This window comes from uncultured Aquimarina sp. (genome assembly GCF_947500065.1).
In the GTDB taxonomy this organism is placed as follows: Bacteria; Bacteroidota; Bacteroidia; order Flavobacteriales; family Flavobacteriaceae; genus Aquimarina.
In genome coordinates, this window is sequence record NZ_CANMQT010000003.1 from 495,612 (window position 1) to 521,117 (window position 25,506).

The following is a 25,506-nucleotide window of genomic DNA, read 5'->3' on the forward strand; positions in this document are numbered from 1 at the left end:
AATCACACTGTTATATATTGTCTTTATAGAAAGTATTGCTACTGCCAAAAGACAACTTTTACTAATTATGCTGTCTTGTTACCATAACCCATAATTTGTTACCCAAAAAAATTATATTTTTTTTAACAATAACCAAATAACTATAAATCAAATATTTACAATTAAAAAAAGCCTTTACATTTTTGTAAAAGCTTTTTAAATAATTTATTTTATCTGATATATTTATGACACAAAAAGAAAAGAAAAGTGACTAACTTTTACTACCCACATGAAAATTATCTTTTTTTAAGAAAGAATACTAGAAAACTGATTATCAGCACTAAAAGAAGAGATAAAAGAATTCCATACAAGAGCATGTTTGAAGGAAACAACTCAGTCTCTGAATCACCAATCAGCACAAATGTTGCCCAATAATGTGGAGATGCGTCTGATAAAGATGCAGATTTTAGATAGTTTATTTTGGCATTATGCAGTGCTTTGGATTTGGTCTGACCTTCTTCTAAATTATTATAGAAACTCTCCATGATCTGAGCGGTAGATTTATCATTGGCATTCCATAACGATGAGATTACTGTATTCGCACCCGCATAGAAAAAACCTCTTGCCAGGCTCATTACTCCTTCACCCTCTGCTATTTCTCCCAAAGATGTATTACAAGCACTTAGCACTACCAATTCTGCTTGATTTCTTGAAGTATACAGCTCATGATATTCCAAATTAGTATCATGAAAAGCTATCTGAAGGTTATCAGAAAAATTGGCATGTGTAGCCAAATGAATTATTTTGTAATCTTCTGTATTAGACAAAAAATTCTGTTTAGAAGCTTCTTTTTCTCTATAATTATCTCCTAATACATGCTTAGTGATACCTTCTATCTCATTACTACTATTGCTAATATCTTCAAGATCATCGTGCGTAAAATTTACAGGAGCAAAACTTACTAAATCCTTCGAAGATGCTCGCTTCACAGTAGCATTATGCTCCAAAAAAGACATAGAATACGCATAACTTACTTCGTTGTCTTCAATGAGGTATCTATTTGTATTTTTATCCACTATTAAGGATTCGAAGGGAATGTATTGTAATGTCCCATCAGGAATAATCACTAGATGTTTTTGATCCAAAGACATGGTAATTTTGTCCTTTGGAATCAATAAAGTATATAGCTCTGAAGCTATTTCCTGAAATCTTAATCGGTCTTCTTCAGTCTCAAAAGGCTTGGATAATTGACTTCTATAGTTTCTAATCAGTTTTTTCATCTCACTTAACGCTCCTATTCTAATGATTTCTGTTTGGGTTTTAGAAGTAAAAACTGCATACAAAACACTATAAGAATCATCATCTTCGTCCTGATTACAAACATAAGATATAATAACACTCTCGTCATCTAAAGTTTCTTGAACTTTCTTTAAACCAACAATACTTGTAGTTTCTTTTTCTTTGTAATATTCTGGAAACAAAATCTTCAAAGAATCTTCTTGTTCTTGATATTGTTGTTTCAATTCAAATCGTTTATTCTCTAAAAATCTTAAGCTATCTTGGTATTTTTGATTTTCAATACGTTTTTCCAGATCCAAGATCTGTCTTTTAAGTTCATTTTCCTTATCTAAAACGTCATTAGGTAATTGTACTTTTTCTGTATTCTCAAGAATATCTTCCGTTAAGAGTAGTGCTTTCTTTTTTTCTGAAAAATAGAATCCTTTTTCTCGATCATTAAGAATTTCACAAACCAACATTCCTTTTAAATATATTTCTGAAGCTTCTTCTCTCCAATATAATCTTGATCCTTCTTCTGCACTATCTTTTAGAAGAATATTAACCAATTCATCAGCAGACAACAAATTAGCAAGCGCAAGTTCAATATGATTCCTATTATTTTCTTTTTGATATAATTCTATAAAAATAGTTGCTTTCTGAATCAATGCAGACAAGACATTGTCCTTATTACTTGAAGTTTCTAAGTCCTTCAAACTGGGTAAAGTAGTAATATTCGAATCAATATGAATACTTGCTGTAAAAGTTTTTTGAATATTATCTAATGCCTTTAGATACTTTTTCTTTACCAAGTAATAATTGCTTAAGTTATGATAGATATCAGCTTTTTCCTCTTCATCAGTACAATATCTTAAACCCGTATTCAAAAAATAGAGTGCGCTATCTTTTTGAATCTCATTTTTTGATTCAATATATAAATTTCCCAAATTGGTATACAGGGTGTTTACTGCAGAAGAATCTTCAACTTCTATTGCTTCTTTTAGATTTTTGTAATAATATTCTTTTGCTTTACTAAAATTAAATCTTGCATAGGAATTATAATAATGTGCATAGCCATTATTCATACTCATATAATTTCGTAACCCATAGAATGAATTAGATGGAGCTTCTTCAAAAAGTTTATTTGCTTTATCCAAAACTTTTAATTGTAAATCTAAACTACTTCCAGTATCAATTTCACTTAATACTTGAGAGTAATCGATATATTTTCTAACTAAAAGTTGTTTTTTATCCAATTTTTCTAATAGATAAATCCCACGCAAATAATAATCTTTAGATTTAAAAAAATCACCAATCTCTCTATAATACCTTCCTATTTCACAAAAGGATTTTGCAGTACTATATTCATCTTTATCTAATGCGATTACTTTTTTATGATAGACAAATGAATCCTTATACTTATCCAATCTAGAATAATAAAGAGCAAGATTATACAATGCTTTTGCATATTTATAGTCTAATATACCTAGTTTCTCATATATAGCTATTTCTTTTTTTGCATATATAATAGCTTCGTCATATGACCGACGTTTATAATATTCTATAGAAAAATGATGAGCAATCTTAATTATTTCTAATTGCTCATCATTTTTATCATACACATTGATGATACTATCAACTGTTTTCTGAATTTTGGACATATCAATGCTATCATCATCAAATAATGATACATAGTATTCATATGTATTCTGCGCCTCGATCGACTGCAAAAAGCATAAGAAAAGTATATTAATAAACAGCTGTTTATTGTATAGCAAAATTATTCCCTTTTATAAGTGTAACAATTTACACTCAACAAAGCTTTATCTACAGGTTCATTATCGGTATCTAAATCTGGTTTTGGTCTTTTCTTATCATACTCTATTGGATCTAGTGTCCAGGTCTCAACACCATCTAAATCACAAAGTTGAACATCTAATAAAAGTCTAGATTTTCTATACTTTTCTCTTAGTTCCCTTTTAGTATCTTCGTCCGTTCCTCTAACATAAATAATTAGAACTTCCATTGTTTTATCAACTATTACAGTTGGTCTACGCTTTTCTTCATTTAATTCTTCAAGGCTAGAGTCATCTGTAACTGAATCAGTGCTGCAACCAATCATACAAATCATCGTACAAATAATTGTAACTTTATTCAAAAAAAATTGTCTAATCATTATCTTACTTTTTTAAATTAATTTAATTTCACCCTATTGGTTACCAAAATACGATTTTTGTTACCCAGGCGAAGATAAAAAAATTATTTTTGCTACGGATTTACACCCAATTAATGACGGAAAAAACACAATACTTAACCAGTTTATTAAACAATGATGCTAAAGGCATCATGAAAATATATACTATAGTTTTTCCAAGAGTTAAAAAATTTGTAGTACAAAACAAAGGTAATCAGCAAGATGCAGAAGACATTTTTCAAAAAGCATTGATCCAAATTACTGTTAGATACAGAAAGGAAAGATTTGAAATAAACAGCAGCTTTGAAGCCTATTTATTTACTTCTTGCAAAAATTTATGGCGTAAAGAATTAAAAATCCGAAAAAACAGGGTAACAAATAGCGAAATTATAGAACTAGTAACTGAAGAACGAGATATGGCACTCAGTATTTTAGAGCAGGAAAGATGGGAATTGTTTAATGAAAAATTAAATAAACTATCTGAAAACTGTAAAAAAGTGCTTACCATGTTTTTCAACAACACTTCTTATGAAGAAATCGTAAAGAACATGGAGTATAGTTCTGAAACCGTTGCAAGACAACGTGTTTTTAAATGCAAAACAAAATTATCAAATACAATTAAAGATGATCAACGCTTTAATTCACTCAAAAAATTATGAGTATGGAAGAAGATATAGTAATTCATAATTTTCTCAGGCATACACTTTCTGAAGAAGAAAGAAATGAGGTGTTGCAAAAAATGGAGCATGATGAAAGGTTCCGTGAAAAAGTAAATTTTGAAGAACAACTTTTTCTAAATTTAAATGATACTGAATGGAGCATTAGTAAAAACACCAATCATAAAGAAGTAGAAGAATACGAAAAACTACTTAAAAATGAATCTACTAAGGTATTAACCGATACAATAAGCGCTGTAAATCATGAATATCAACTAAAACAAAATAGAGGAAGTCAATCTTGGCTTTTATATACTGGTATTGCAGTCGTTTTGGTTATTATTGGCCTTACGGTACTTTCGCCTTTTAAGACATCATCTGATGAGCTTTATGTACATTTCCTAGATGTATCAGAACTACCTTCTTTGGTAGACCGAGGAAATAATGACCAAAAATCACTTATCCAAGCGCAAAAATTATTTGAAGCTAAGGAGTATGATCAATCATTAGATATTTTAGAGAAAAAACTTCCTACTATTCAAAAAAACAAAGCAACCTTATATCTTTATATGGGAATTTCCCAAATGGAATTAGACGAATTTGATAACGCAGAAAAGACTTTTGATAATCTTATCAATAGCGGACTTATGGATGCTCCCAAAGGAAAATGGTTTAAGGCATTATTATATATCAAACAAAATAAGGTAGAAAAAGCGAAGGAACTTCTATCCGAAATAGCACAGATACCTAACAACTATAAATCTAAAGAAGCTTTAGAGCTTTTAGAACAATTATAAACTAAAAAATCCATTCGTCTTTAGGTGAATGGATTTTTTAGTTTTATTAAGTTCATGCGTTATTTCTTGAAAAACGCTATTTACTTTTTTAGCCTAATACTTCAGCTACTTTTTTACCAATTTCTGCAGGAGAATCCACTACGTGAATTCCACATTCTCTCATAATTGCTTTCTTAGCTTCTGCAGTATCTTCACTTCCACCTACAATTGCACCAGCATGTCCCATAGTACGTCCTGCAGGAGCAGTTTCTCCAGCAATAAATCCAACAACAGGTTTAGAAGTACCACTTTCTTTAATCCATCTTGCAGCATCGGCTTCCAACTGTCCGCCAATTTCTCCAATCATTACAACACAACTTGTTTCTGGATCGTTAATTAATAATTCTACAGCTTCTTTTGTAGTAGTTCCAATAATTGGATCTCCTCCAATACCGATAGCAGTAGTAATACCTAATCCTTGTTTTACAACCTGATCAGCAGCTTCATATGTTAATGTTCCTGATTTAGAAACAATACCTACATTTCCTTTTTTGAATACAAAACCTGGCATAATTCCAACCTTTGCTTCACCTGGAGTAATTACTCCTGGGCAATTAGGACCAATCAAACGACATCCTTTATCCTTTATGTAACTAGAAGCCGTAATCATATCTGCTACAGGAATACCTTCAGTAATTGTTATTATTACTTTAATTCCTGCATCAGCAGCTTCCATAATAGCATCTGCAGCAAATGCAGGTGGCACAAAAATAATAGTAGTATCAGCACCAACTTCTTTAACTGCTTCTGCTACAGTATTAAAAACTGGCTTATCAAGATGTTTTTGTCCTCCTTTACCTGGAGTTACACCTCCAACAACATTAGTACCATACTCAATCATTTGACCTGCATGAAAAGTACCTTCACTACCTGTAAAACCTTGAACTATTATTTTAGAATCCTTATTTACTAGAACACTCATTGCGTTATGATTTTTTAATTTTTTTTAGCAGTTTCAAAAGTACGCTTTTGAACACGATAGTTAAAATGAAAAATCAAAAAAAATCTATTTTTTAATTTTTTAATTTCTCATTACATAAGTTCTATTCCTCTTAGAAAAAAATTAAGTTAATTTCTTTATTATAAAAAACTACTTATTAAGAAATGATTTTATGTTTTCTGGAGTATTATCTCCTTGTTGGCTAATCTGATACCCTCTATATAATTTACCATCTTTTAATTCCCATATAGCAATAAAATGGGCGATAGCTTCTTCTTTATCAGGTCTTTCTATAGTTTTAGCAACATATGTATATCGGATGGTTACCATTCCGTTTTCTTCTAAAAGATGGCTTATTTCACATCTAAAAGTCTCAAAAGAACGAGACATTTCTTTAAACATCATCTTGATGTCTTCAAAACTTTTTTTATTGTAACCAAAACTACTATTCCAGTTTAACTCAACTTCCGGATGTAAATATTCAGAAAAGGCTTCTATATTGTGAATCAAATCCGTTTGATAAAAGGATTGAACTACCTCTTTTGCTGTTTTACTCATTATTCTTTAATTTTTCTATTATTTCGGGTATTTGCCTAATGGCAGCAATTTCTTTATATTTTTTTCTAAAATCATCCGCAGGCGTACCAAAATAACTTTTATTTCCTTCCAATGATTTACTTATTCCGGATTGCGCAGAAACAACCGCTTTTGTTCCTATAGTTATACCACTTGTCACTCCTACTTGTCCCCATAAGGTAACTTCATCTTCTATCACGACACAACCAGCAATTCCAACTTGGGAAGCGATCAAACATTTTTTTCCTACGACAGTATCATGGCCTATATGTACTTGATTGTCTATTTTTGATCCTTCTTTGATTGTTGTATCTCCGGTTACTCCTCTATCAATGGTGCACAAAGATCCTAAATCAACATTATCTTCTATAACAACTCTACCTCCGGAAATTAACTTATCAAAACCTTCTGGCCTTTTCTTATAATAAAAAGCATCCGCTCCTAATACAGTTCCCGCGTGTATGGTTACATTATTTCCGATAACAGTTCCATCATATAAGCTTACATTAGAATGAATCAAACAATTATCACCAATGACCACATTATTTCCAACAAAGGCACCAGGTTGGACAACAGTATTGTTTCCTATCTGAGATGTTTCTGATATTATTGAAGTTGCCTTTTCAAAAGGTTTAAAATACGTAGTTAACGTATTAAAATCCCTAAAAGGATCATCAGAAATAAGTAAAGCTTTTCCATCAGGGCAATCCACCTTTTTATTTATTAGTATAACGGTTGCTGGACTTTCTAAAGCTTTGTCATAATACTTAGGATGATCAACAAAAACTATATCACCTGGAGTTACCACGTGAATCTCGTTCATTCCTAGTACAGGAAAATCAGGGCTACCCACAAATTCTGAAGATATTATGGTAGCTATTTGTTTAAGCGTGTGTGCTTGAGGAAATTTCATTTTATAATTACAAATTCAGCATATAATTCCTGAATTATTCTTTAATACGTTCCTTATATGTTCCTTTTTCAGTCTCTACTTTAATCTTATCTCCTTCATTTATAAAAAGAGGAACCATTACTTCAGCTCCAGTTTCGACAATAGCAGGTTTTGTAGCATTGGTAGCTGTGTTTCCTTTTACTCCAGGTTCTGTAGAGGCTACTTCTAAGATTACACTTGCTGGCATATCTACAGAAAGTGGCATTTGATCTTCAGAGTTTATTATTACAGTAACCACAGCTCCTTCTTTTAACAATCCCGGTGCATCAAGAGAAGATTTCTCTAATGTAATCTGATTATAATCTTCAGTATTCATAAAATGATATGTATCACCTTCTGCATAAAGAAACTGAAACTTATGAGTCTCTACTCTAACTTCATCAATTTTATGTCCGGCAGAAAATGTATTATCAATTACTTTTCCAGTGGTTACACTTTTCAATTTTGTACGAACAAAAGCAGGGCCTTTTCCTGGTTTTACATGTAAAAATTCTATAATCTTAAATATATCGTGATTGTACTTAATACACAATCCGTTTCTAATATCACTAGTACTTGCCATTGTTATTTTTTATTACTTATTGTTATGTCTTTTTTCTAATAATAGTATCTAATTAGAAAAATATCCCTTCATAATACCTCTCTGAGAGTTTTTTATAAACTCCAATACTTCATCTCGTTCTGGAGTAGCTTCCATCTCTGCCTCTATAATCGCAACAGCCTGAGAGTTGTTATAATTACTTTGGTATAATATTCTATAAATCGACTGTATTTCTCTTATTTTTTCTGTCGTAAATCCTCTTCTTCGTAATCCTATCGAATTTATTCCTACATATGAAAGTGGTTCACGAGCCGCTTTTGCATAAGGAGGTACATCTTTACGAACTAAAGAACCACCAGTTACAAAAGCATGATTACCGATACTACAAAATTGCTGAACCGCAGCCATACCAGCTAAAACCACATAATCTCCTACATTGATATGTCCAGCAAGTGTACTGTTATTAGAAAAGATGCAATTATCTCCTACGATACAATCATGTGCGATATGACAATACGCCATTATCCAACAATTTTTACCGATTTTGGTTTTCATTCTGTCTGTAGTACCCCTATTGATAGTTACACACTCTCGTATAGTAGTGTTATCTCCTATTTCTGTGGTCGTATCTTCATCATTGAATTTTTTATCTTGCGGAGTAGCAGAAATTACTGCTCCGGGAAAAATACTACAATTTTTACCGATACGAGCACCTTCCATAATAGTAACATTAGAACCAATCCAGGTTCCTTCTCCTATAACTACATTATTATGTATGGTAGTGAAAGGTTCGATCACTACATTTTTTGCAATCTTTGCTCCAGGATGAACGTATGCTAAAGGCTGATTCATGTATTATATTTTGATGTTTTCAGATACAATATAGTTTTTATATAGTATACTAAACAATTATTTTGATTTAACAATTTGTGCCATAAGTTCTGCTTCTGTAACTAATTTTCCATTAGCATAAGCAAAAGCTTGCATATGACAAATCCCTCTTCTTATTGGGGTTAGTAATTCTAGTTTGAATATTAGTGTATCTCCAGGCAATACTTGTTGCTTAAATTTAACTTTATCTATTTTCATAAAATAAGTCAAATAGTTTTCTGGATCAGGAACAGTACTTAATGCTAATATTCCTCCTGTCTGTGCCATTGCTTCTACCTGCATTACTCCAGGCATCACAGGTGCTCCTGGAAAATGACCAACAAAAAACGGTTCATTCATTGTCACGTTTTTCATTCCTACTACATGACTATCAGACATTTCTAAGATTCTATCAATCAACAAAAATGGTGGTCTATGCGGAAGCATAGACATAATCTTATTAATATCCATCAAAGGCTCTTGATTCAAATCAAACTGCGGAACCTTATTTCGTTTTTCGATTTTTATAATCTTAGAAAGTTTTTTGGCGAACTGAGTGTTTACATAATGTCCAGGTTTATTCGCTATAATTTTCCCTCTAATACGAGTACCTATAAGCGCAAGGTCACCTATTACATCTAGTAGTTTATGCCTTGCCGCTTCATTAGGATAATGAAGTGTTAGATTATCTAATATCCCATTAGGTTTTATCGCAATGGATTCTTTACCAAATGCAACTTTTAGTTTCTCCATAGTATCAGGACTTAATTCCTTATCTACATAAACTATAGCATTATTTAAATCTCCTCCTTTAATCAAACCGTGTTCAAGCAACATTTCTAGTTCGTGCAAAAAACTAAATGTTCTGGCATCCGCTATTTCTTCTTTAAATTCTGAAAGATGTTTTAACGACGCGTTTTGGGTTCCTAACACCTTAGTCCCAAAATCAACCATAGTTGTAACCTGATATTCATCTGATGGCATCACTATAATTTCACTTCCAGATTCCTCATCTGTATAAGAGATCACATCTTTTACAATATATTCATCTCTTTCTGCTTCTTGTTCTTCAATACCAGCTTCTTCTAAAGCTTTTATAAAAAACTTACTGGAACCATCCATAATAGGTGGTTCTGAAGCATTCAGTTCTATTAAAAGGTTATCGATTTCTAAACCAACACAAGCTGCAAGTACATGCTCTGATGTCTGAATACTTACACCATTCTTTTCTAGATTTGTGCCTCTTTGTGTATTTACTACATAATTAGCATCCGCCTCTATAATCGGATTTCCTTCTAAATCTACACGACAAAAAGAATATCCATGATTCTCGGGTGCAGGTTTAAAAGTAAGTGTAACTTCTTTTCCAGTATGAAGCCCTACTCCTTTGAGTTCGACTTCTTTTTGAATGGTTCTTTGTTTATTTGCAACGGCACTAATCATTGTCATCTATCTTTTTCTCAAGTTTGTATACTCTATCTACAATTTTGGGCAAATTTTTAAAATGTACATAAGATTTATTATAATCAGAGTACCCTAATGCCGGAGATCCTTGAATAGCCTCTCCGTCTTTTATATTTCTTCCAATACCGGATTGTGCTTGGATTCTAACTCCATTACCTATTGTAAGGTGTCCTGCAATACCTACCTGACCTCCAATTAAGCAATGCTTTCCTATTTTGGTAGATCCGGCTATACCTGTCTGAGCAGCTATTGCGGTATGTTCCCCAATCTCGACATTATGAGCTATCTGAATTTGATTATCAAGCTTTACTCCTCTACGAATAATCGTTGACCCAAGCGTAGCTCTATCAATAGTAGTTCCTGCTCCAACATCTACATTAGACTCGATAATAACATTTCCTGTTTGTGGAACTTTACTATATTCTCCTTTTTCATTAGGTGTGAACCCAAATCCATCTGCTCCTACAATAACTCCACTATGAATAACACAATTATCACCAATAATTGATTCTGAATATATCTTGGCTCCAGCAAAAACAACAACATTATCTCCTAACGTTACATTGTCTCCTATATATACGTTTGGATAAATTTTTGCATTTTTACCAATATTTACATTATCTCCTAAATAAGAAAATGCACCTAAATACAAATTCTCACCATATTTAGCTGTTTCGGAAATAAAACTAGGTTGTTCAACGCCCGTTTTATTAAGCTTCACCATATTATAGTAGTCTAATAATTGAGAGAATGCTTTATAAGCATCTTCTACCCTTATTAAAGTAGTCTTAATATTAGATTCTGCTTCAAATGTTTTATCTACAATCGTAATTGACGCATCCGTAGAATATATGTATGGGGTATATTTGGGATTAGACAAGAACGTTAACGAGCCTTGTGTCCCTTCTTCTATCTTTGCTAGTTTTGATACTTCTACGGTTTCATCTCCTTCGACTTCACCATTTAGAATACCTGCAATTTGTGTGGCTGTAAAAATCATTAGCGACAAAAGTATAAAAAATGTGTTAATCTATGTGCTTTGGGTAACATATAAAATATTTAGTTACAGGTTTTGACAGCGCCTTTAAATTAAATTGATCCGTAGCACTCACAATATCAACTATTTTGCTCGATTTATATAAAATATTTATATTCTGCTTATTTTGATGATATGCTTGGTTAGAAATCGTTCCTGTAAAAACAAAATAACGAGCTTCTTCTTCAGAAATTTCATACTTTGTCTTAAATTCATCAACACGTTTTCTTATTTTTTCTTCACCAAAACTTTTCTTTTTTATCTTTATTTTTAATAAATCTCTATCAATAATCATATTAGATAGATTTCGCAAAACGAAATCTTCTGATGTTGTCCATTCTTTCATTGCCGATATAATATCATAATCATCCAACTTTGAAAAAGTTTCTAAAACCTCAATGGTGAAATTATCTGCTGTTATCTTATTTTCTAAAAAGAACTTTAGTGCCTTACTAGCATTTAGATGCACACCACGATCAACTAATTCTTTTGCCCTTTTCAATACTCGTATCAATAAACTTTCTGCCACCAGACTTGTTTTATGCAAGTATACCTGCCAATACATAAGACGTCTTGCTAACAAAAATTTCTCTACAGAGTATATTCCTTTTTCTTCTACCACCAACTCATCATCTACTACATTAAGCATGGTAATTAAACGTTCACTATTTATATTTCCTTCTGCAACACCAGTATAAAAACTATCTCTCTTTAGATAATCCAATCGATCCATATCTAATTGACCAGAAATTAGCTGATAAAGAAAATTACGATGATACTCACCCTTAAAAATTTGTATGGCAAGCGTTAAACTACCGTTAAATTCTTTATTGATTTTCTCCATGAACATTAAAGAAATGGATTCGTGGGTTACTTCATTCACAATACTATGTTCCATAGCATGAGAAAAAGGCCCATGTCCAATATCGTGCAATAATATAGCAATACACAAAGCATCCTCTTCTTCCGAAGAAATACTAACTCCCTTAAAACGAAGGACTCGCACAGCATTCTGCATTAAGTGCATACATCCCAATGCATGATGAAACCTGGTATGATGGGCACCTGGATATACTAAGTACGAAAGCCCCATTTGGGATATCCTTCGTAACCTTTGAAAATATCGATGCTCTATAAGATCAAAAATTAGTTCATTAGGTATGGTAATAAAACCGTAAATTGGATCGTTTAATATTTTAAGTTTATTTCTTTTTTTCAAGTTTACTATACTTTTGTTAACAAATATATACGTATGAATTCAGAATTACGAATTAAGCAATATGAATTATACTATATCTTGTATGTTTTATAAAAGAAACTGCAATAACTAAGAAAAGAAACAGTCAATTAAAAGAGATAATTGATGATTATACGATTAATAACCGGTGTTATACATAACTATCATAATCATCTATAATAACGAATAAAAAAAATAGCGCATAATGAGCAATATAAAAATACTTTGGGTAGATGATGAAATTGATTTACTGAAACCCCATATATTATTCTTAGAAAAGAAAAACTATGAAGTGACCAAATGTCAGAGCGGTACTGAAGCTTTAGAGACTTTAGAAGACGAGAACTTTGACATTGTATTTCTTGATGAAAATATGCCTGGGCTTTCAGGTATTGATACTTTAGCAGAAATAAAGGAGAAAAATGATAGCCTTCCTGTAGTAATGATTACTAAGAGTGAAGAAGAATATATTATGGAAGAGGCCATTGGAAGTAAAATTGCCGACTACCTTATTAAACCAGTAAATCCAAATCAGATTTTACTAAGTTTAAAGAAAAATTTAGATCACTCGAGGTTAATTTCTGAAAAAACTACATCTAACTATCAACAGGAGTTTAGAAAAATAGCAATGGATATGGCTATGGTAAACTCATATGAGGAATGGGTAGAGTTATATCAAAAATTGGTATATTGGGAAATTCAACTAGAAGATATTGAAGATACAGGTATGTTTGAGATTCTAGAGTCTCAGAAAGTAGAAGCTAATTCGCAGTTCTGTAAATACATAGATAAGAATTATCCAGATTGGTTTAATGGTGATGAGGATACACCGATCATGTCTCACACATTGTTCAAACAAAAAGTGGTTCCTGAAATCAGTAAAGATCAGCCTACACTATTCATTGTTATTGATAATCTAAGATATGATCAATGGAAAGCTTTTGAACCTATTGTAAATAATTATTACAAAAAGGAAGAAGAAATATCATATTGTAGTATTCTGCCAACAGCTACTCAATATGCTCGTAATGCCATTTTTTCTGGGCTTATGCCAGCAGACATGAAAAAAAGACATCCAGACCTTTGGTTGGATGATGTGGATGAAGGTGGTAAAAACATGTATGAAAATGATTTTCTTACTGCTCAATTACAACGACTAGGTTTAAATATCAAGCACGAATATTATAAAATCACTAATGAAAGATCTGGTAAAACATTAGCAGCAAACTTTAAAGGACTAAAAGACAACGATCTAACTGTGGTTGTTTACAATTTTGTAGATATGCTATCGCATAGTAAAACAGAAATGGAAGTGATCAAAGAGCTTGCTTCTAATGACAAATCTTATAGATCCTTAACTCAGAGTTGGTTTAAAAACTCTCCGCTATTAGATATGATTCAGCAAGCCCAGCAGATGGGTTTCAAATTAATAATTACAACAGATCATGGAACCATTAATGTAAAAAATCCTTCTAAAGTAATTGGTGATAAGAATACCAGCTTAAATTTAAGATACAAAACAGGTAAAAGTCTTACTTATGAAAATAAAGAGGTACTAGCTGCAACGAATCCCAAAACAATACACCTACCCTCTATAAATATGAGTAGTTCCTTTATCTTTGCAAAAGGAGATTATTTCTTTGCATATCCTAATAACTATAATCATTATGTAAGTTATTACAGAAATACGTATCAGCATGGAGGCGTATCTTTGGAAGAAATGATAATCCCTTTTGTAGTATTAAAACCGAGGTAAATATCTTAAATAAGAAATAGAGTCATAAGGAGTATGTGGTAACAAATTTATTGTAAGCTATATACTCCTACTCATTTATAGTTTTAAGTCATTTTAAATCATATTGTAGTGAACATCACATATAGCTTAGAAGATCTAGCACAGACTGCACAAAAACTCATCGATAACGCTAGTAACAAAACCTTACTGTTTAATGCAGAAATGGGTGTTGGTAAAACAACTTTAATCAAAGAAATCTGCAAACAATTAGGTGTAACCGATATAATATCTAGCCCTACCTACTCTTTAGTCAATGAATATAAAGGAGAAACAGATCTTATCTATCATTTTGATTTTTACAGAATACAGCATGAAGAAGAAGCTTATGATATTGGATTCGAAGAATACCTAGATACGGATGCTTGGATATTCATAGAATGGCCAGAAAAAATAGCTAATTTATTACCAGAAAATAGTGTTAAAATTAAAATCGAGCTCCTCGACGATGGTAAAAGAGTACTTACATTAGGGTAAAAATATGTTAAAAACAGAGTTTTGGCAAAATTTAACAGATTTACTCTTTTTCTTACAACAATAATAAGTTATTTTTATTGTTGATTTTTACTAGTACTTAATCGATGAAAATATGAATTTTGACAGAAATCACGTACCAGCTATACTTTTTAACAGTAACAAAAGTGGCGCCTTACAGCTTGCAAAATTACAATTTTTTTGATTGGAACATCCAGATGAATTTCATCTATGTTTGGGGCCATAACTAATTTAAACCCTATAACGATGAAAATCACAACAACTATCATTTTTAGCTTTTTCTTTACCCTAGCAACCTACATGATCTCCGATGTAGATGAAAAAAACCAGACACAACCCATTACCTCAACCACACAAAATGACAACATCATCCAAGGAAAAACACCCCCAAAGTCAGCCCCAAAGAAAAAAATTAAAATACCTGGGAGCAAGTAGTTTATTAGTCTTTTTTATAGCAACAATACCTTTTTTATTTTATATTAATGATATTTTCCCAGATGGAGCCATCTGGGAAAATTCATTTTTCACGTACCAAAGCAAATATTATGAAAGTGTTAATGTATTTGTATGGATTGTACTTGGTAAGTTTATCCCATTAACTCTATTTATTATTTGGTTTTTTACCTGCAGGCATTGGTGGTATTTGGTCATTCTTATCCCGATTTCATTGTATTCTTTTCAACTAGTATTTATTATTTTGGAAGATTCCGAACAAATAGATAGTAACCATTTTTATTATTTAATCCCAGTTGTAATAATTATATTAAGTATTGTATATACAATTCGAACTAAGGTTTTTGATAAAATTCATGGTATTGATTTATCTGAATTAACCACATTTAGTAAATCAAATAAAAAATACTGGTGGAACCGATTTCGATAGTTAACAAAGAGTTATTAAGGTTTATATTTAAAATATTAAGAGAAAGAAAGTTTTAAACATATTGCTCTTATCCATTTGTTCATAAACTCAGTAACTCACCTGCTACATAATTTGCATGCTATTCTTTTTTATTCGTAATTTGAGATACAGAATATCACACAAATGAGCAACCCAACCTCTCCTTTTACCAAAGAGCAACTCCTGCCACAGGAGGAAATGTTAGAAGTAGCACGTAAAAAAGGCAAACTTTTTATAGGTATCCCAAAAGAAACCAGTTATCAGGAAAAACGTGTTTGTCTTACTCCTGATGCTGTGGCTGCCTTAACAGCCCACGGTCATAGAGTATTGATTGAAACCAATGCAGGAATCGGAGCTAGTTTTACAGATCAAGAGTATAGCGAGGCTGGAGCAGAAATAACAAATGATACAACTAAGGTTTTTGGTTGTCCTATCATCCTTAAAGTAGAGCCACCTTCTATAGAAGAATTAGCACATATCAACCCACAAACTGTATTAATCTCTGCGTTACAGCTCAAAACACAATCCAAAAACTATTTTCAGGAGCTCGCTAAAAAAAGAATTACTGCCTTAGGATTTGAGTTTATTAGAGACGCTGATGGAGCGTATCCTGCAGTGCGTGCATTAAGTGAAATTGCTGGTACTGCTGCCGTATTAATTGCTTCAGAACTCATGAGCAGTGCTACCCATGGTTCTGGATTAATGATGGGTAATATCAGTGGTGTACCACCTGTGGAAGTAGTTATTATTGGTGCAGGTACCGTTGGAGAATTTGCTGCAAGATCAGCAATCGGCTTAGGTGCTAATGTAAAAGTGTTTGATAATTCTATTACCAAACTACGTTGTTTGCAGACTAATGTAGGCAGACCTTTATACACGTCTACGATACAACCCAAAAACTTATTAAAAGCGCTAAGACGTTCTGATGTTGTAATTGGTGCGGTTAGAGGAAAGAATCGATCACCGATTATTGTATCAGAAACGATGGTGGAACGTATGAAAACCGACTCCGTAATTATTGATGTTAGTATTGATATGGGTGGTTGTTTTGAAACCAGTGAGGTGACATCACATGATCATCCTACTTTTGAAAAACATGGAGTAGTTCACTACTGTGTACCCAATATTCCATCTCGCTACGCTAAAACATCTTCTTTATCAATTAGCAACATCTTTACTCCTTATTTATTACAGATTGGAGATGAAGGTGGTATAGAAAATGCGGTACGTTTTGATCGCGGGCTAAAAAGTGGCTTGTATTTCTATCACGGAATTCTAACCAGTAAATCTATCGCGGATTGGTTTGACTTATCATATAGAGATATTAATTTGCTTATTTTGTAAAAAGGAGTTACAAACTTACTAAGTATCAAAGAAACAAAGGGTCTTGTATTCCCATAAAACCCAACAATACAATACTGTATATATTTTATATTTAACAATCTAAATCTCACACACTCACTAACTCAAAAACTCACCTACTATACTATCAAACTAAAAAACTTTATTTACTTTTGAGCACTGAATTTTTATAGCACATGAAACTAGCGCATCGACTGGGATTTTACTTTTTTGGGTTTATCATTGGATTATTTTTATTATTCTTTTTTCTAGGAGGAAAAAAAGCCTCTTGTGACTACACTCCTACCGCTAGAGTACTTAAAAACATCAGGATTAAGGAGCGCGTATTTTCTGAAGAAGCATTAACTGCTATGCAAAACTATAGTATAGATACTGCGGATATCTCTAATATTCTAAAATCAGGAGATGTAGATTTTGGTAAAAGCAATACTGAATTAGATTCTTGTAACACGTATTTTATAGAAGGTGAAGCTAAAGAAAAAACTATTGGATTACTTATTGCTAATTGTGATTCTATAGCTAGAGTGAATACTTTAGAAATCATGAAGTAATCAAAGCTTCTTACTCATCACCCAAAACTCAAAATCCTCTTTACCTATACTAAAAGGATGATCTCCAACAATTTTATAGTCATCTCGTTTATAAAAAGCTACTGCACGTTCATTAGATTTTAAAACGGATAACCAGATGTATTCACTAGTATTACGTATCGCTTTATCAAATATTAATTGATTTAATTGAGCTCCGATTCCATTAGATAAATATTCTTTTAGAATATAAAGTTTCTGAAGCTTACATACTTGCTTAGAATCAATAAATTCTGATTGTGTCCCTAATTGGATTTTAGCATAACCAACAGCTATTTCTCCATAAAAAGCAATCCAATACACATTATGCGACTTTGTAATACTGTTTTTTAATTTTTCTATAGAAAATGTCTTTTCCAGATAAGTTATTAGATCATTTCGATCTCTAAAAAGATGCCCAAAAGCTTGATCAAAAGTCTTCTTTCCTAAAAAAGAAATATTAGAGACATCATCTATTGTCGCTATACGTATGCTAATATCGCTCATATTTTATATATCATATTTGTAACAAAAAAGAAAAACTAAACACATATACATTACACTACATTAAAATCAAATTAAATGAAAGACGGCACTGGAACTACTATAGCATCACTCGGAGGATTACTCACAATATTAGGAATGACTATTTTAAGTGATTTTCATATTATTAAGTTTATTGCTTTAGGTTTAGGTCTTATTCTTGCAATCATTGGTGTCTATCTAGAACAAAAAGCTAAAGAAAAAAAGAAGTCTCAATCCTAATACATTTTACTATCGCTCCCTCGGGTTTGTATCTCTAAGTCTTTCAAGTAGCTCTTTAAATGTATCCTGATCAACCGGTTTATAAATTACTTTAGTGCTAACAGGATATTTCTCCAATAGATGAGAAGGTCGTGTAGGTCTTTTGGTAAAGCCTCCTTCACAATTAGGGCATACATTATACAAAACGGTATCCACACAATCTTTACAAAAAGTACATTCAAACGTACATATCATCGCATCCTTACTTTCATTAGGCAATGATGTATTACAATTTTCACAGGTAGGTCTTATTTCTAACATAGTTATAAAGTTACTATTCTTGAATTAAAATCAACTTCTACTTTTTATATACTTCAATACTGCATCAGGAACCTGAACTCCTTCTATCAAATCAGATTCAGAAATTGGATCACTAACAGTTTGTTTAATTGGTATTACACCTGCCCAAATAGGTAAACTATGATCCTCTTTTTCATCAACAACCCCTTCTGCCCTTACCTTAGCAGAAGCTGTATCAATTTTGATTGCCATCACTAATGTAGCACTAAACTCTTTATCATTGGGTTGTCTAACATTATCCCAGTGTCCCGGAACCATATGATTTAGGATGCATTCTAGAGCATTCATCTTTTCTTTGGGATCTTCTACTTTACGAACTTCTCCGAAAACATTCACCGAGCGATAATTAGCCGAATGATGAAAAGCAGAACGAGCTAATACTAAACCATCAAGGTGAGTAACAGAAATACTAGCATTTCCTGCTTCTAATAAATTAGTTATCATCCTGTTTTTTAGAGATCCATGAATATAGATAGTATCTCCTTCTCTACCATAAGCAGTTGGTATTACAATCGCGGTATTTTGCCAAGCGTACCCAACGTGACATAAAAAAGCATCATCCAGAATTTTATTAATTTCTTCTACATCATAATTTGCTCGCTTGGAACCCCGAATTACTTTATTGAGTGCTGTAACTTGATATTCTGACATTACTTGTTCGTTTTTTGATTAAAACCGAGATTATGTATTAGAAAATCTATTATAACTTAAAACTACTTCAAATAAAGTCGCTACGCTACGTTTTTAAATTTAACCATAGCGATGCTATGCTAAAACTTATAAAATGTCTGTATTTATAGCATTTTTCAGTTTCATAACGAAGTTCCAATACATACTCTCGATTAAATTCAAAATTAGTAGTTTTATGGCGTGCTATACTAATCCAGTTTTTACATTATGAGTAGTCCAGTTATATTTCCTTTTAAAAGCAATATTAATTTAGACAGAAAATCCAATAGACACCTCTATCTACAACTATGTGATCAGATGATTGGGTTTATTAAATCCGGTAAGCTAGCTCCTTCCACAAAACTTCCTGGATCACGTAAACTATCAGACGATCTTGCTATTCATCGTAAAACGGTAGTCTCCGCTTATGACGAACTAATATCACAAGGTTGGATAGAAAGTATTCCTGCAAAAGGAACTTTTGTAAGTCAGGATTTGCCAATTATTAAACCTAAAAAACTTCAGGATTCTTCTATTCTTCTGGAAGCAAAAGATACTGCAGGTTTTACGTTTAAAAAGCGAAGACATCTTATCAGAAAAGGGATAGAAACTATTCAAGCCACACTAAAAGTAGATGATGGAGTTCCTGATCATCGATTAGCTCCCATTGATGATATTGCCAAAATCTATAGAAATATTACTAAAAAAGCACATCACAAAAAACTACTTATCTATGGCGACATCTATGGCAATATAGAACTACGCAAAGCATTAGTTACCTATCTAAATCAAACCAGAGGTTTAAAAATAAACATAGACAATGTTTTGATTACCAGAGGAAGTCAAATGGGTATTTACCTAGCCAGTCAATTATTACTAAACAATAAAAAAATTATTATTACAGGGAATACTAACTATATGACTGCCGACAATACTTTTATAGAAGCTGACGGCATTATAAAACGAGTTGCTGTTGATAAACAAGGGCTTGACACTAATGAAATTGAAAAGGTTTGCAAAAAAAATCAAATTAGTGCTGTATACGTGACTTCTCATCATCACCATCCTACTACAGTGACATTATCTGCAGAACGACGTATGCATTTATTGGATTTAGCACAGCAATATAATTTTGCAATCATAGAAGATGATTACGATTATGACTTTCACTACAACAATGCTCCTATCCTACCATTAGCTTGTAATGACTCTCAGGGAAATGTAATATATATTGGTGGTTTCACAAAGATTATTGCTCCTGCATTGCGAGTTGGGTATTTTATTGCTCCAAAAGAGGTTGTTGATGAAGCTGCAAGATTAAGACGTATCTTAGATAGACAAGGAGATACTTTATTAGAACAGACATTAGCAAGAATGATTCAAAACGGAGATGTACAACGACATAGTAATAAAGTACGAAGGATTTATAAAACACGCCGAGATTTGTTTTGCCAGCTATTAATGGAAAAACTTACTGACTTTTTTGAATTTGAAATCCCAAAGGGCGGAATGGCTTTTTGGGTAAAATTAAAGAAACCATATCATTGGGACTTAGTAATGGTAGCATCGCAGAAACAAAATTTGACATTCATAAATGATTGGAGACGCTATGACAATGACAATTCCGGTCATAATGGCTTCAGAATGGGGTTTGCCGCATTAAACGAAGAGGAAATTGAGGAAGTAGTGGAAAAATTGGTACGTGCAATGAATAGTATTAAAACATAAATTTTACATCATTTTTACCAGAATCTCTTTCATCATTTTTGCAGCTAAAAATGCGGTCATATTTTGGGAATCTCTAGTAGGATTATATTCTACAATATCAGCGCCGATTACTTCAGTTTCTATACTTTGTATTAAGTCGATTACTTGTCGTGATGATAATCCTCCAGGCTCATGATGTGACACTCCTGGTGCAAAAGCAGGATCAAACCCATCCATATCCAAAGAAATATATAATGGATTTTCAAATTTCGGTATCAATGATATATCATAATCTTTCATCTGATGAATCTCTACGTTGAATTTTTCTGCTTGAGCTGCTTGATGTGGATTCAATGTTCTAATACCAACCTGCACTAATCTGGCAGCAAACCCATTTTCCATAATTCTTGCAAAAGGACAAGCGTGAGAATATTTATCCCCTTCATATTCATGATAAAGATCTGCATGTGCATCGATCTGTAAAATATCAAACTTCTTATATTTATCGTGATACGCCTTAATAACAGGGAATATAATTGAATGATCTCCACCTAGCGTAAGAATCTTATCGTGGGTATCTAGATGTTTTTTCGTGATTTTTTCAATATCAAAATACTCAGTAATTTCGAAATCACCTTTATCCTCAATACTTGGAATATCTATACTAACTCCGTTTTCAGCACATAAATTAAGAGATCCACAATGTAAAATCTCTCTGATTATAGGTGGCGCTAGTTTTGGACCTTTCTGAAATGAAGACTTATCATCAAACTGTATTCCTTGTACAACTATTTTATTCATCTATTATATCAGTTTTATAATTAAACTTAACGCGCTATATCTATTTTATAACCAAATCATACTTCCTTAACAACCCGATTAGTCCTTCTTTAGAAAACGTAGCTTTCTTTAGTCTATTCTGAGTAGGATCTATATCAAAATTAAATGCTGTACTAAAGTCTACTTTTTCCGCATTCGTTCGTTCAAAAACTGCATTGGTAAAATCACAATTTTTAAAACTTGATCCGGTAAGAATAGCCTCAGTAAAATCTGCTCCAGTAAGTTTACAATCAATAAATCGAGTATTCTTAAGTTCGAACCCATAAAAAGAGGCATAATCCAGCATACATCCATTATATTCTACAGAAAACATAAAATCGTCACAACCACTAAAATTTGCCCCCAATAACTTACAATTTTCAAAAACACATTCATCTCTGAATGCTGCTTGTTTCATCATTACTTTCGTAAAATTACAATCTGTAAACGTACATTCTAAAAATGTAACTACCGATATATCTGCTTCCGTAAAATCACAATTGGTAAACGTACAGCTATCGTATTCTTTATTAGTTAATTTCTTATTCGAAAAGTCTTGATCAGTAAAAGTTTGGTCGACTATTGAGTTATTCATTAAATAGAGAATATGTATTATTATGAATTTCCATTTACACTAAAATGGCAAGAGAAAGTATTAATTAACCCTCCAAGGCGGATTCTTACGATTATCTCCTGCATAATATAAAATGATTTGATTTCCGTCAGGATCCTTTAGTCTGGCTTCTTTCCATAACCAACTTTGATCTTTCGGTAATTGATCAAAGTGAATTCCGTCCGCTATTAACCGTTCTACTTCTTCTTCTAACCGTTTCGTTTCAAAGTATACGTAAACACCATCACCTTCCGGTAATTTCTCTACTTGATGAACAGAAAAAGTAGCATCTCCTTCCATACACTCAAAACGTGCATAATGCGGCAAAGCTTTTACTATAAGTTGTAAACCAAGCTTCTCATAGAAAGAAATAGATCGTTCTACATTTACAGATGGAACAGTTACTTGGTTTAGGTTCATGGTTTTTGGTTCGCAATTAGCAGTATGCAGTCAGCAGAAAAAAACTGCTTACTTAAAACTGCCAACTATTATAACTTTCTTCTTTTTCTTTCTTTAGACAATAAATCTAATTCTCTAGTAGTTTGTCCTGCCACAGAAGTATTTTCTTCTGCTCTTCTTATCAAATAAGGCATCACATCTTTAACCGGTCCAAAAGGCAAATATTTAGCAACATTATACCCTTCTGCAGCTAGATTAAAACTAATATGATCACTCATACCATAAAGCTGTCCTAACCATACTCTGGGATCACTCTTAACTATTTGTTGCTTTCTCATTAGTTCTATGGCTTGGTAAGAGCTTTCTTCATTATGAGTTCCAATAAACACCGAAATATCATCTAGATTCTGTAATATGTATTCTAGAGTCGTATTAAAATTAAGATCAGTGGCCTCTTTACTTTCACATATCGGAGTTGGATATCCTTTCTCTGCTGCACGATCATTTTCTTTTTCCATATAAGCACCGCGTACAATCTTCATCCCAATCTTAAATCCAGATGCTTTAGCTTCCTGTTGCAACTTTTTTAAGTATTCAAATCTATCGTGTCTATATAATTGCAATGTATTATAAATAATTGCTTTTTCTTTGTTATACTTCGCCATCATTTTGGCAACCAATTCATCAGCAGCATCCTGCATCCAGCTTTCTTCACCATCTATTAACAAAGGAACATCACATTCATATGCTTTCTTACATACTTGATCAAAACGTTCCTCTATTCTACTCCATTCCTTTTCTTCTTCTACAGATAATTCAGTACCCTCGGTTTTCTTTTGCCAAACCAAAAAACGTCCTAAACCAGTAGGTTTAAAAACTCCAAACGGAATCGCTTCTTTTTGATCGACAAAATCTAGGATTTGCATTGTTTTATCTAATACATGATCAAACTGTTCTTCTTCTTCTTTACCTTCTACAGAATAATCTAATACAGAAGAAACTCTACCTTTTGTATACATTTTTTCTACGACCGGTAAGCAATCTTCTTCATCAACCCCGCCACAAAAATGATCAAAAACGGTTGCTCTAATTAATCCTTTAACGGGTAAATGTGCTTTTAATGCGAAATTAGTAACCGCAGTACCAATTCGAACTAGCGGTTCATTGGCAATCATTTTAAAAAGAAAATAAGCTCTCTCTAGTTCAGAATCACTTTTTAAAGCAAAAGCAATTTCAGTATTATCAAACAAAGTATGTTCCTTCATTGACCATCATTTTATAAATTCGTAACAATATGTGTAAATTTCTTAAAATAACAATGGTATTATCACTTACCAACTATTTGTTTTAAGATATCTGCAAATATAGAACTTGGAAGTTTATTTTATTACAAATTCTGCTTAATTTCACAGCCTATTAAAACACCTTTTATGAAGCCCATAGTTTCTAAAGATTCTATCGTATATTTTAACGACGAATGTTATACCGCTCTTAATGCTTATTTAGAAAAAGCAAACCACTCTAAAATTTTTATTCTGGTAGATAGCAATACCTATGAGAACTGTTATGCTCATTTTATGAGTAAAATAGAAAAGGAATATGAGATTGAGGTTCTCGAAATAGAACCAGGAGAAATCAATAAAAACATCGATACCTGTAGTAGTATCTGGAGTGTATTGGCAGAATATGGCGCAGATAGAAAAAGTCTACTTATAAACTTAGGTGGTGGTGTAGTAACCGATCTTGGAGGTTTTATTGCTTGTACCTATAAGCGTGGTATTAGCTATATTAATGTTCCTACTTCATTATTAGCCATGGTAGATGCTTCTGTAGGTGGAAAAACAGGTGTAGATCTTGGTAATCTAAAAAACATGGTAGGTGTTATTAGCGAATCTGAAATGGTATTGGTTGACACTGAGTTTTTAGGAACGTTGCCTGTTAATCAAATGTGTAGTGGTTTTGCAGAAATGCTGAAACACGGATTGATACAAGATAAAGGGTATTGGGAAAAAATGAGCGACCTTTCTAAACTTACCACAGATGATCTGGATCAATTGATTTATGACTCTGTAGTTATTAAAAATAAAATCGTTTTTGAAGACCCTACAGAACAAAACATCAGAAAATATCTGAATTTTGGTCATACTTTAGGGCATGCTATCGAATCTTTTTATCTAACACATCCAGAGAAACCGGAATTATTACATGGGGAGGCGATCGCCATCGGAATGATCCTAGAAGGGTTTATTTCTGCGGCACAATTATCCTTAAAAGAAGAAGAACTCATAATTATTAGTCAAGTAATATTAGCTACCTTCCCAAAAGTGGATATTGATCCTAACGATTATAAAGAGATCATGGAGTTGCTTATTCATGACAAAAAGAATGAAAAAGGAAATATCTATTTTGTATTACTGAATACAATTGGTGAGGCAAAATATAACTGTACCGTAGACAATGAGATAATTATTGATGCTTTCGAGTATTACGCTTCACTTTAAGAAAAGTAGTTTTTGACAGATT

Annotated in this window: 27 protein-coding genes; 10 read left to right on the forward strand and 17 right to left on the reverse strand. The window is 32.4% G+C overall.

The window, feature by feature from the left end:
• Nucleotides 1-275: 275 nt before the first annotated feature.
• Both Q0975_RS12205 and Q0975_RS12210 read right to left on the reverse strand, forming a co-directional pair.
• On the reverse strand, nt 276-2,984 hold the full coding sequence (locus Q0975_RS12205) for a CHAT domain-containing protein (RefSeq protein ID WP_299436994.1): 2,709 nt from the start codon (nt 2,982-2,984) through the stop codon (nt 276-278).
• 50 nt (nt 2,985-3,034) lie between these two features.
• On the reverse strand, nt 3,035-3,430 hold the full coding sequence (locus Q0975_RS12210) for a hypothetical protein (RefSeq protein ID WP_299436996.1): 396 nt from the start codon (nt 3,428-3,430) through the stop codon (nt 3,035-3,037).
• Nucleotides 3,431-3,543: 113 nt separating this feature from the next.
• On the opposite strand from Q0975_RS12210, the gene Q0975_RS12215 reads away from it, so the two are divergent.
• Both Q0975_RS12215 and Q0975_RS12220 read left to right on the forward strand, forming a co-directional pair.
• Nucleotides 3,544-4,107 carry a sigma-70 family RNA polymerase sigma factor gene (locus Q0975_RS12215; protein WP_299436998.1) on the forward strand — a complete coding sequence of 188 codons (564 nt, stop codon included), beginning with the start codon at nt 3,544-3,546 and terminating at the stop codon, nt 4,105-4,107.
• Between the two features lie 2 nt (nt 4,108-4,109).
• The gene (locus Q0975_RS12220; protein WP_299437000.1) at nt 4,110-4,901 is read left to right on the forward strand and encodes a hypothetical protein; all 792 of its coding nucleotides are present in this window, start codon (nt 4,110-4,112) and stop codon (nt 4,899-4,901) included.
• A gap of 88 nt (nt 4,902-4,989) precedes the next feature.
• Here Q0975_RS12220 and sucD read toward each other — a convergent pair whose 3' ends face one another.
• The 8 genes from sucD to Q0975_RS12260 form a co-directional block, all read right to left on the reverse strand.
• The gene (sucD, locus tag Q0975_RS12225; protein ID WP_299437002.1) at nt 4,990-5,862 is read right to left on the reverse strand and encodes a succinate--CoA ligase subunit alpha; all 873 of its coding nucleotides are present in this window, start codon (nt 5,860-5,862) and stop codon (nt 4,990-4,992) included.
• A gap of 168 nt (nt 5,863-6,030) precedes the next feature.
• Nucleotides 6,031-6,438 carry a nuclear transport factor 2 family protein gene (locus Q0975_RS12230; RefSeq protein ID WP_299437004.1) on the reverse strand — a complete coding sequence of 136 codons (408 nt, stop codon included), beginning with the start codon at nt 6,436-6,438 and terminating at the stop codon, nt 6,031-6,033.
• Nucleotides 6,431-7,369 carry a UDP-3-O-(3-hydroxymyristoyl)glucosamine N-acyltransferase gene (locus Q0975_RS12235; protein ID WP_299437006.1) on the reverse strand — a complete coding sequence of 313 codons (939 nt, stop codon included), beginning with the start codon at nt 7,367-7,369 and terminating at the stop codon, nt 6,431-6,433. Before Q0975_RS12235 ends, Q0975_RS12230 begins: the two co-directional genes overlap by 8 nt.
• Before the next feature lie 34 nt (nt 7,370-7,403).
• Nucleotides 7,404-7,970 (reverse strand): elongation factor P, encoded by a 567-nt coding sequence (efp, locus tag Q0975_RS12240; protein ID WP_299437008.1) that lies wholly within the window; start codon nt 7,968-7,970, stop codon nt 7,404-7,406.
• Nucleotides 7,971-8,018: 48 nt separating this feature from the next.
• On the reverse strand, nt 8,019-8,801 hold the full coding sequence (gene lpxA, locus Q0975_RS12245) for an acyl-ACP--UDP-N-acetylglucosamine O-acyltransferase (protein WP_299252341.1): 783 nt from the start codon (nt 8,799-8,801) through the stop codon (nt 8,019-8,021).
• A 57-nt stretch (nt 8,802-8,858) separates the two neighbouring features.
• On the reverse strand, nt 8,859-10,262 hold the full coding sequence (locus tag Q0975_RS12250) for a bifunctional UDP-3-O-[3-hydroxymyristoyl] N-acetylglucosamine deacetylase/3-hydroxyacyl-ACP dehydratase (RefSeq protein WP_299437010.1): 1,404 nt from the start codon (nt 10,260-10,262) through the stop codon (nt 8,859-8,861).
• On the reverse strand, nt 10,255-11,283 hold the full coding sequence (gene lpxD / locus Q0975_RS12255; protein ID WP_299437012.1) for a UDP-3-O-(3-hydroxymyristoyl)glucosamine N-acyltransferase: 1,029 nt from the start codon (nt 11,281-11,283) through the stop codon (nt 10,255-10,257). Before lpxD ends, Q0975_RS12250 begins: the two co-directional genes overlap by 8 nt.
• A 25-nt stretch (nt 11,284-11,308) precedes the next feature.
• Complete coding sequence (locus Q0975_RS12260; protein WP_299437014.1) at nt 11,309-12,538, reverse strand: HD domain-containing protein; 1,230 nt, start codon at nt 12,536-12,538, stop codon at nt 11,309-11,311.
• Nucleotides 12,539-12,761: 223 nt separating this feature from the next.
• Here Q0975_RS12260 and Q0975_RS12265 point away from each other — a divergent pair, with 223 nt between their 5' ends.
• From Q0975_RS12265 to Q0975_RS12285, 5 genes are all read left to right on the forward strand, one after another.
• The gene (locus Q0975_RS12265; RefSeq protein ID WP_299437016.1) at nt 12,762-14,312 is read left to right on the forward strand and encodes a bifunctional response regulator/alkaline phosphatase family protein; all 1,551 of its coding nucleotides are present in this window, start codon (nt 12,762-12,764) and stop codon (nt 14,310-14,312) included.
• A gap of 108 nt (nt 14,313-14,420) precedes the next feature.
• A complete protein-coding gene (gene tsaE / locus Q0975_RS12270; RefSeq protein ID WP_299437018.1) occupies nt 14,421-14,825 on the forward strand; it encodes a tRNA (adenosine(37)-N6)-threonylcarbamoyltransferase complex ATPase subunit type 1 TsaE in 405 nt (134 codons plus the stop codon).
• 376 nt (nt 14,826-15,201) lie between these two features.
• Nucleotides 15,202-15,726, forward strand: a complete 525-nt coding sequence (locus tag Q0975_RS12275; protein ID WP_299437020.1) for a hypothetical protein — start codon at nt 15,202-15,204, stop codon at nt 15,724-15,726.
• 162 nt (nt 15,727-15,888) lie between these two features.
• On the forward strand, nt 15,889-17,088 hold the full coding sequence (locus Q0975_RS12280) for an alanine dehydrogenase (RefSeq protein WP_299437022.1): 1,200 nt from the start codon (nt 15,889-15,891) through the stop codon (nt 17,086-17,088).
• A 194-nt stretch (nt 17,089-17,282) separates the two neighbouring features.
• Entirely contained in the window at nt 17,283-17,657 is a 375-nt protein-coding gene (locus Q0975_RS12285; protein ID WP_299437024.1) for a DUF4258 domain-containing protein, read from the forward strand.
• Here Q0975_RS12285 and Q0975_RS12290 read toward each other — a convergent pair whose 3' ends face one another.
• A complete protein-coding gene (locus tag Q0975_RS12290; protein WP_299437026.1) occupies nt 17,658-18,179 on the reverse strand; it encodes a GNAT family N-acetyltransferase in 522 nt (173 codons plus the stop codon). It abuts the gene before it with no gap.
• A 75-nt stretch (nt 18,180-18,254) separates the two neighbouring features.
• Here Q0975_RS12290 and Q0975_RS12295 point away from each other — a divergent pair, with 75 nt between their 5' ends.
• The gene (locus Q0975_RS12295; RefSeq protein ID WP_299437028.1) at nt 18,255-18,437 is read left to right on the forward strand and encodes a hypothetical protein; all 183 of its coding nucleotides are present in this window, start codon (nt 18,255-18,257) and stop codon (nt 18,435-18,437) included.
• A gap of 9 nt (nt 18,438-18,446) precedes the next feature.
• On the opposite strand, the gene Q0975_RS12300 is transcribed toward Q0975_RS12295, so the two are convergent.
• Together Q0975_RS12300 and Q0975_RS12305 are read right to left on the reverse strand one after the other, a co-directional pair.
• Nucleotides 18,447-18,737: a DUF1272 domain-containing protein gene (locus tag Q0975_RS12300; protein WP_299437030.1), complete on the reverse strand. Its 291-nt coding sequence runs from the start codon at nt 18,735-18,737 to the stop codon at nt 18,447-18,449.
• Between the two features lie 30 nt (nt 18,738-18,767).
• Entirely contained in the window at nt 18,768-19,427 is a 660-nt protein-coding gene (locus tag Q0975_RS12305) for a pyridoxamine 5'-phosphate oxidase family protein (protein WP_299437032.1), read from the reverse strand.
• Nucleotides 19,428-19,673: 246 nt separating this feature from the next.
• Here Q0975_RS12305 and Q0975_RS12310 point away from each other — a divergent pair, with 246 nt between their 5' ends.
• Nucleotides 19,674-21,173: a PLP-dependent aminotransferase family protein gene (locus Q0975_RS12310; protein WP_299437034.1), complete on the forward strand. Its 1,500-nt coding sequence runs from the start codon at nt 19,674-19,676 to the stop codon at nt 21,171-21,173.
• Between the two features lie 3 nt (nt 21,174-21,176).
• Here Q0975_RS12310 and speB read toward each other — a convergent pair whose 3' ends face one another.
• The 4 genes from speB to Q0975_RS12330 form a co-directional block, all read right to left on the reverse strand.
• Nucleotides 21,177-21,953: an agmatinase gene (gene speB, locus Q0975_RS12315; protein WP_299437036.1), complete on the reverse strand. Its 777-nt coding sequence runs from the start codon at nt 21,951-21,953 to the stop codon at nt 21,177-21,179.
• A 40-nt stretch (nt 21,954-21,993) separates the two neighbouring features.
• Nucleotides 21,994-22,566 (reverse strand): pentapeptide repeat-containing protein, encoded by a 573-nt coding sequence (locus Q0975_RS12320; RefSeq protein ID WP_299437038.1) that lies wholly within the window; start codon nt 22,564-22,566, stop codon nt 21,994-21,996.
• 60 nt (nt 22,567-22,626) lie between these two features.
• Nucleotides 22,627-23,004: a VOC family protein gene (locus Q0975_RS12325; RefSeq protein WP_299437040.1), complete on the reverse strand. Its 378-nt coding sequence runs from the start codon at nt 23,002-23,004 to the stop codon at nt 22,627-22,629.
• 68 nt (nt 23,005-23,072) lie between these two features.
• Nucleotides 23,073-24,248 carry a proline dehydrogenase family protein gene (locus Q0975_RS12330; protein WP_299437042.1) on the reverse strand — a complete coding sequence of 392 codons (1,176 nt, stop codon included), beginning with the start codon at nt 24,246-24,248 and terminating at the stop codon, nt 23,073-23,075.
• Between the two features lie 165 nt (nt 24,249-24,413).
• Between Q0975_RS12330 and aroB the strand changes: the two genes are divergently transcribed.
• Nucleotides 24,414-25,484: a 3-dehydroquinate synthase gene (gene aroB, locus Q0975_RS12335; protein ID WP_299437044.1), complete on the forward strand. Its 1,071-nt coding sequence runs from the start codon at nt 24,414-24,416 to the stop codon at nt 25,482-25,484.
• Nucleotides 25,485-25,506 lie beyond the last annotated feature (22 nt).

Excerpts from the sequence above, each read along its gene's own strand:
- Q0975_RS12210 (WP_299436996.1), bottom strand. The coding sequence starts at position 3,430 with ATGATTAGACAATTTTTTTTGAATAAAGTTACAATTATTTGTACGATG.
- Q0975_RS12280 (WP_299437022.1), top strand. The coding sequence starts at position 15,889 with ATGAGCAACCCAACCTCTCCTTTTACCAAAGAGCAACTCCTGCCACAG.
- Q0975_RS12275 (WP_299437020.1), top strand. The coding sequence starts at position 15,202 with ATGACAACATCATCCAAGGAAAAACACCCCCAAAGTCAGCCCCAAAGA.
- Q0975_RS12320 (WP_299437038.1), bottom strand. The coding sequence starts at position 22,566 with ATGAATAACTCAATAGTCGACCAAACTTTTACTGATCAAGACTTTTCG.
- speB (WP_299437036.1), bottom strand. The coding sequence starts at position 21,953 with ATGAATAAAATAGTTGTACAAGGAATACAGTTTGATGATAAGTCTTCA.
- lpxD (WP_299437012.1), bottom strand. The coding sequence starts at position 11,283 with ATGATTTTTACAGCCACACAAATTGCAGGTATTCTAAATGGTGAAGTC.
- Q0975_RS12295 (WP_299437028.1), top strand. The coding sequence starts at position 18,255 with ATGAAAGACGGCACTGGAACTACTATAGCATCACTCGGAGGATTACTC.
- Q0975_RS12330 (WP_299437042.1), bottom strand. The coding sequence starts at position 24,248 with ATGAAGGAACATACTTTGTTTGATAATACTGAAATTGCTTTTGCTTTA.
- Q0975_RS12265 (WP_299437016.1), top strand. The coding sequence starts at position 12,762 with ATGAGCAATATAAAAATACTTTGGGTAGATGATGAAATTGATTTACTG.
- Q0975_RS12230 (WP_299437004.1), bottom strand. The coding sequence starts at position 6,438 with ATGAGTAAAACAGCAAAAGAGGTAGTTCAATCCTTTTATCAAACGGAT.
- Q0975_RS12290 (WP_299437026.1), bottom strand. The coding sequence starts at position 18,179 with ATGAGCGATATTAGCATACGTATAGCGACAATAGATGATGTCTCTAAT.
- Q0975_RS12215 (WP_299436998.1), top strand. The coding sequence starts at position 3,544 with ATGACGGAAAAAACACAATACTTAACCAGTTTATTAAACAATGATGCT.
- Q0975_RS12285 (WP_299437024.1), top strand. The coding sequence starts at position 17,283 with ATGAAACTAGCGCATCGACTGGGATTTTACTTTTTTGGGTTTATCATT.
- sucD (WP_299437002.1), bottom strand. The coding sequence starts at position 5,862 with ATGAGTGTTCTAGTAAATAAGGATTCTAAAATAATAGTTCAAGGTTTT.
- Q0975_RS12310 (WP_299437034.1), top strand. The coding sequence starts at position 19,674 with ATGAGTAGTCCAGTTATATTTCCTTTTAAAAGCAATATTAATTTAGAC.
- Q0975_RS12300 (WP_299437030.1), bottom strand. The coding sequence starts at position 18,737 with ATGTTAGAAATAAGACCTACCTGTGAAAATTGTAATACATCATTGCCT.
- Q0975_RS12235 (WP_299437006.1), bottom strand. The coding sequence starts at position 7,369 with ATGAAATTTCCTCAAGCACACACGCTTAAACAAATAGCTACCATAATA.
- Q0975_RS12220 (WP_299437000.1), top strand. The coding sequence starts at position 4,110 with ATGGAAGAAGATATAGTAATTCATAATTTTCTCAGGCATACACTTTCT.
- Q0975_RS12305 (WP_299437032.1), bottom strand. The coding sequence starts at position 19,427 with ATGTCAGAATATCAAGTTACAGCACTCAATAAAGTAATTCGGGGTTCC.
- Q0975_RS12325 (WP_299437040.1), bottom strand. The coding sequence starts at position 23,004 with ATGAACCTAAACCAAGTAACTGTTCCATCTGTAAATGTAGAACGATCT.
- aroB (WP_299437044.1), top strand. The coding sequence starts at position 24,414 with ATGAAGCCCATAGTTTCTAAAGATTCTATCGTATATTTTAACGACGAA.
- Q0975_RS12250 (WP_299437010.1), bottom strand. The coding sequence starts at position 10,262 with ATGATTAGTGCCGTTGCAAATAAACAAAGAACCATTCAAAAAGAAGTC.
- lpxA (WP_299252341.1), bottom strand. The coding sequence starts at position 8,801 with ATGAATCAGCCTTTAGCATACGTTCATCCTGGAGCAAAGATTGCAAAA.
- efp (WP_299437008.1), bottom strand. The coding sequence starts at position 7,970 with ATGGCAAGTACTAGTGATATTAGAAACGGATTGTGTATTAAGTACAAT.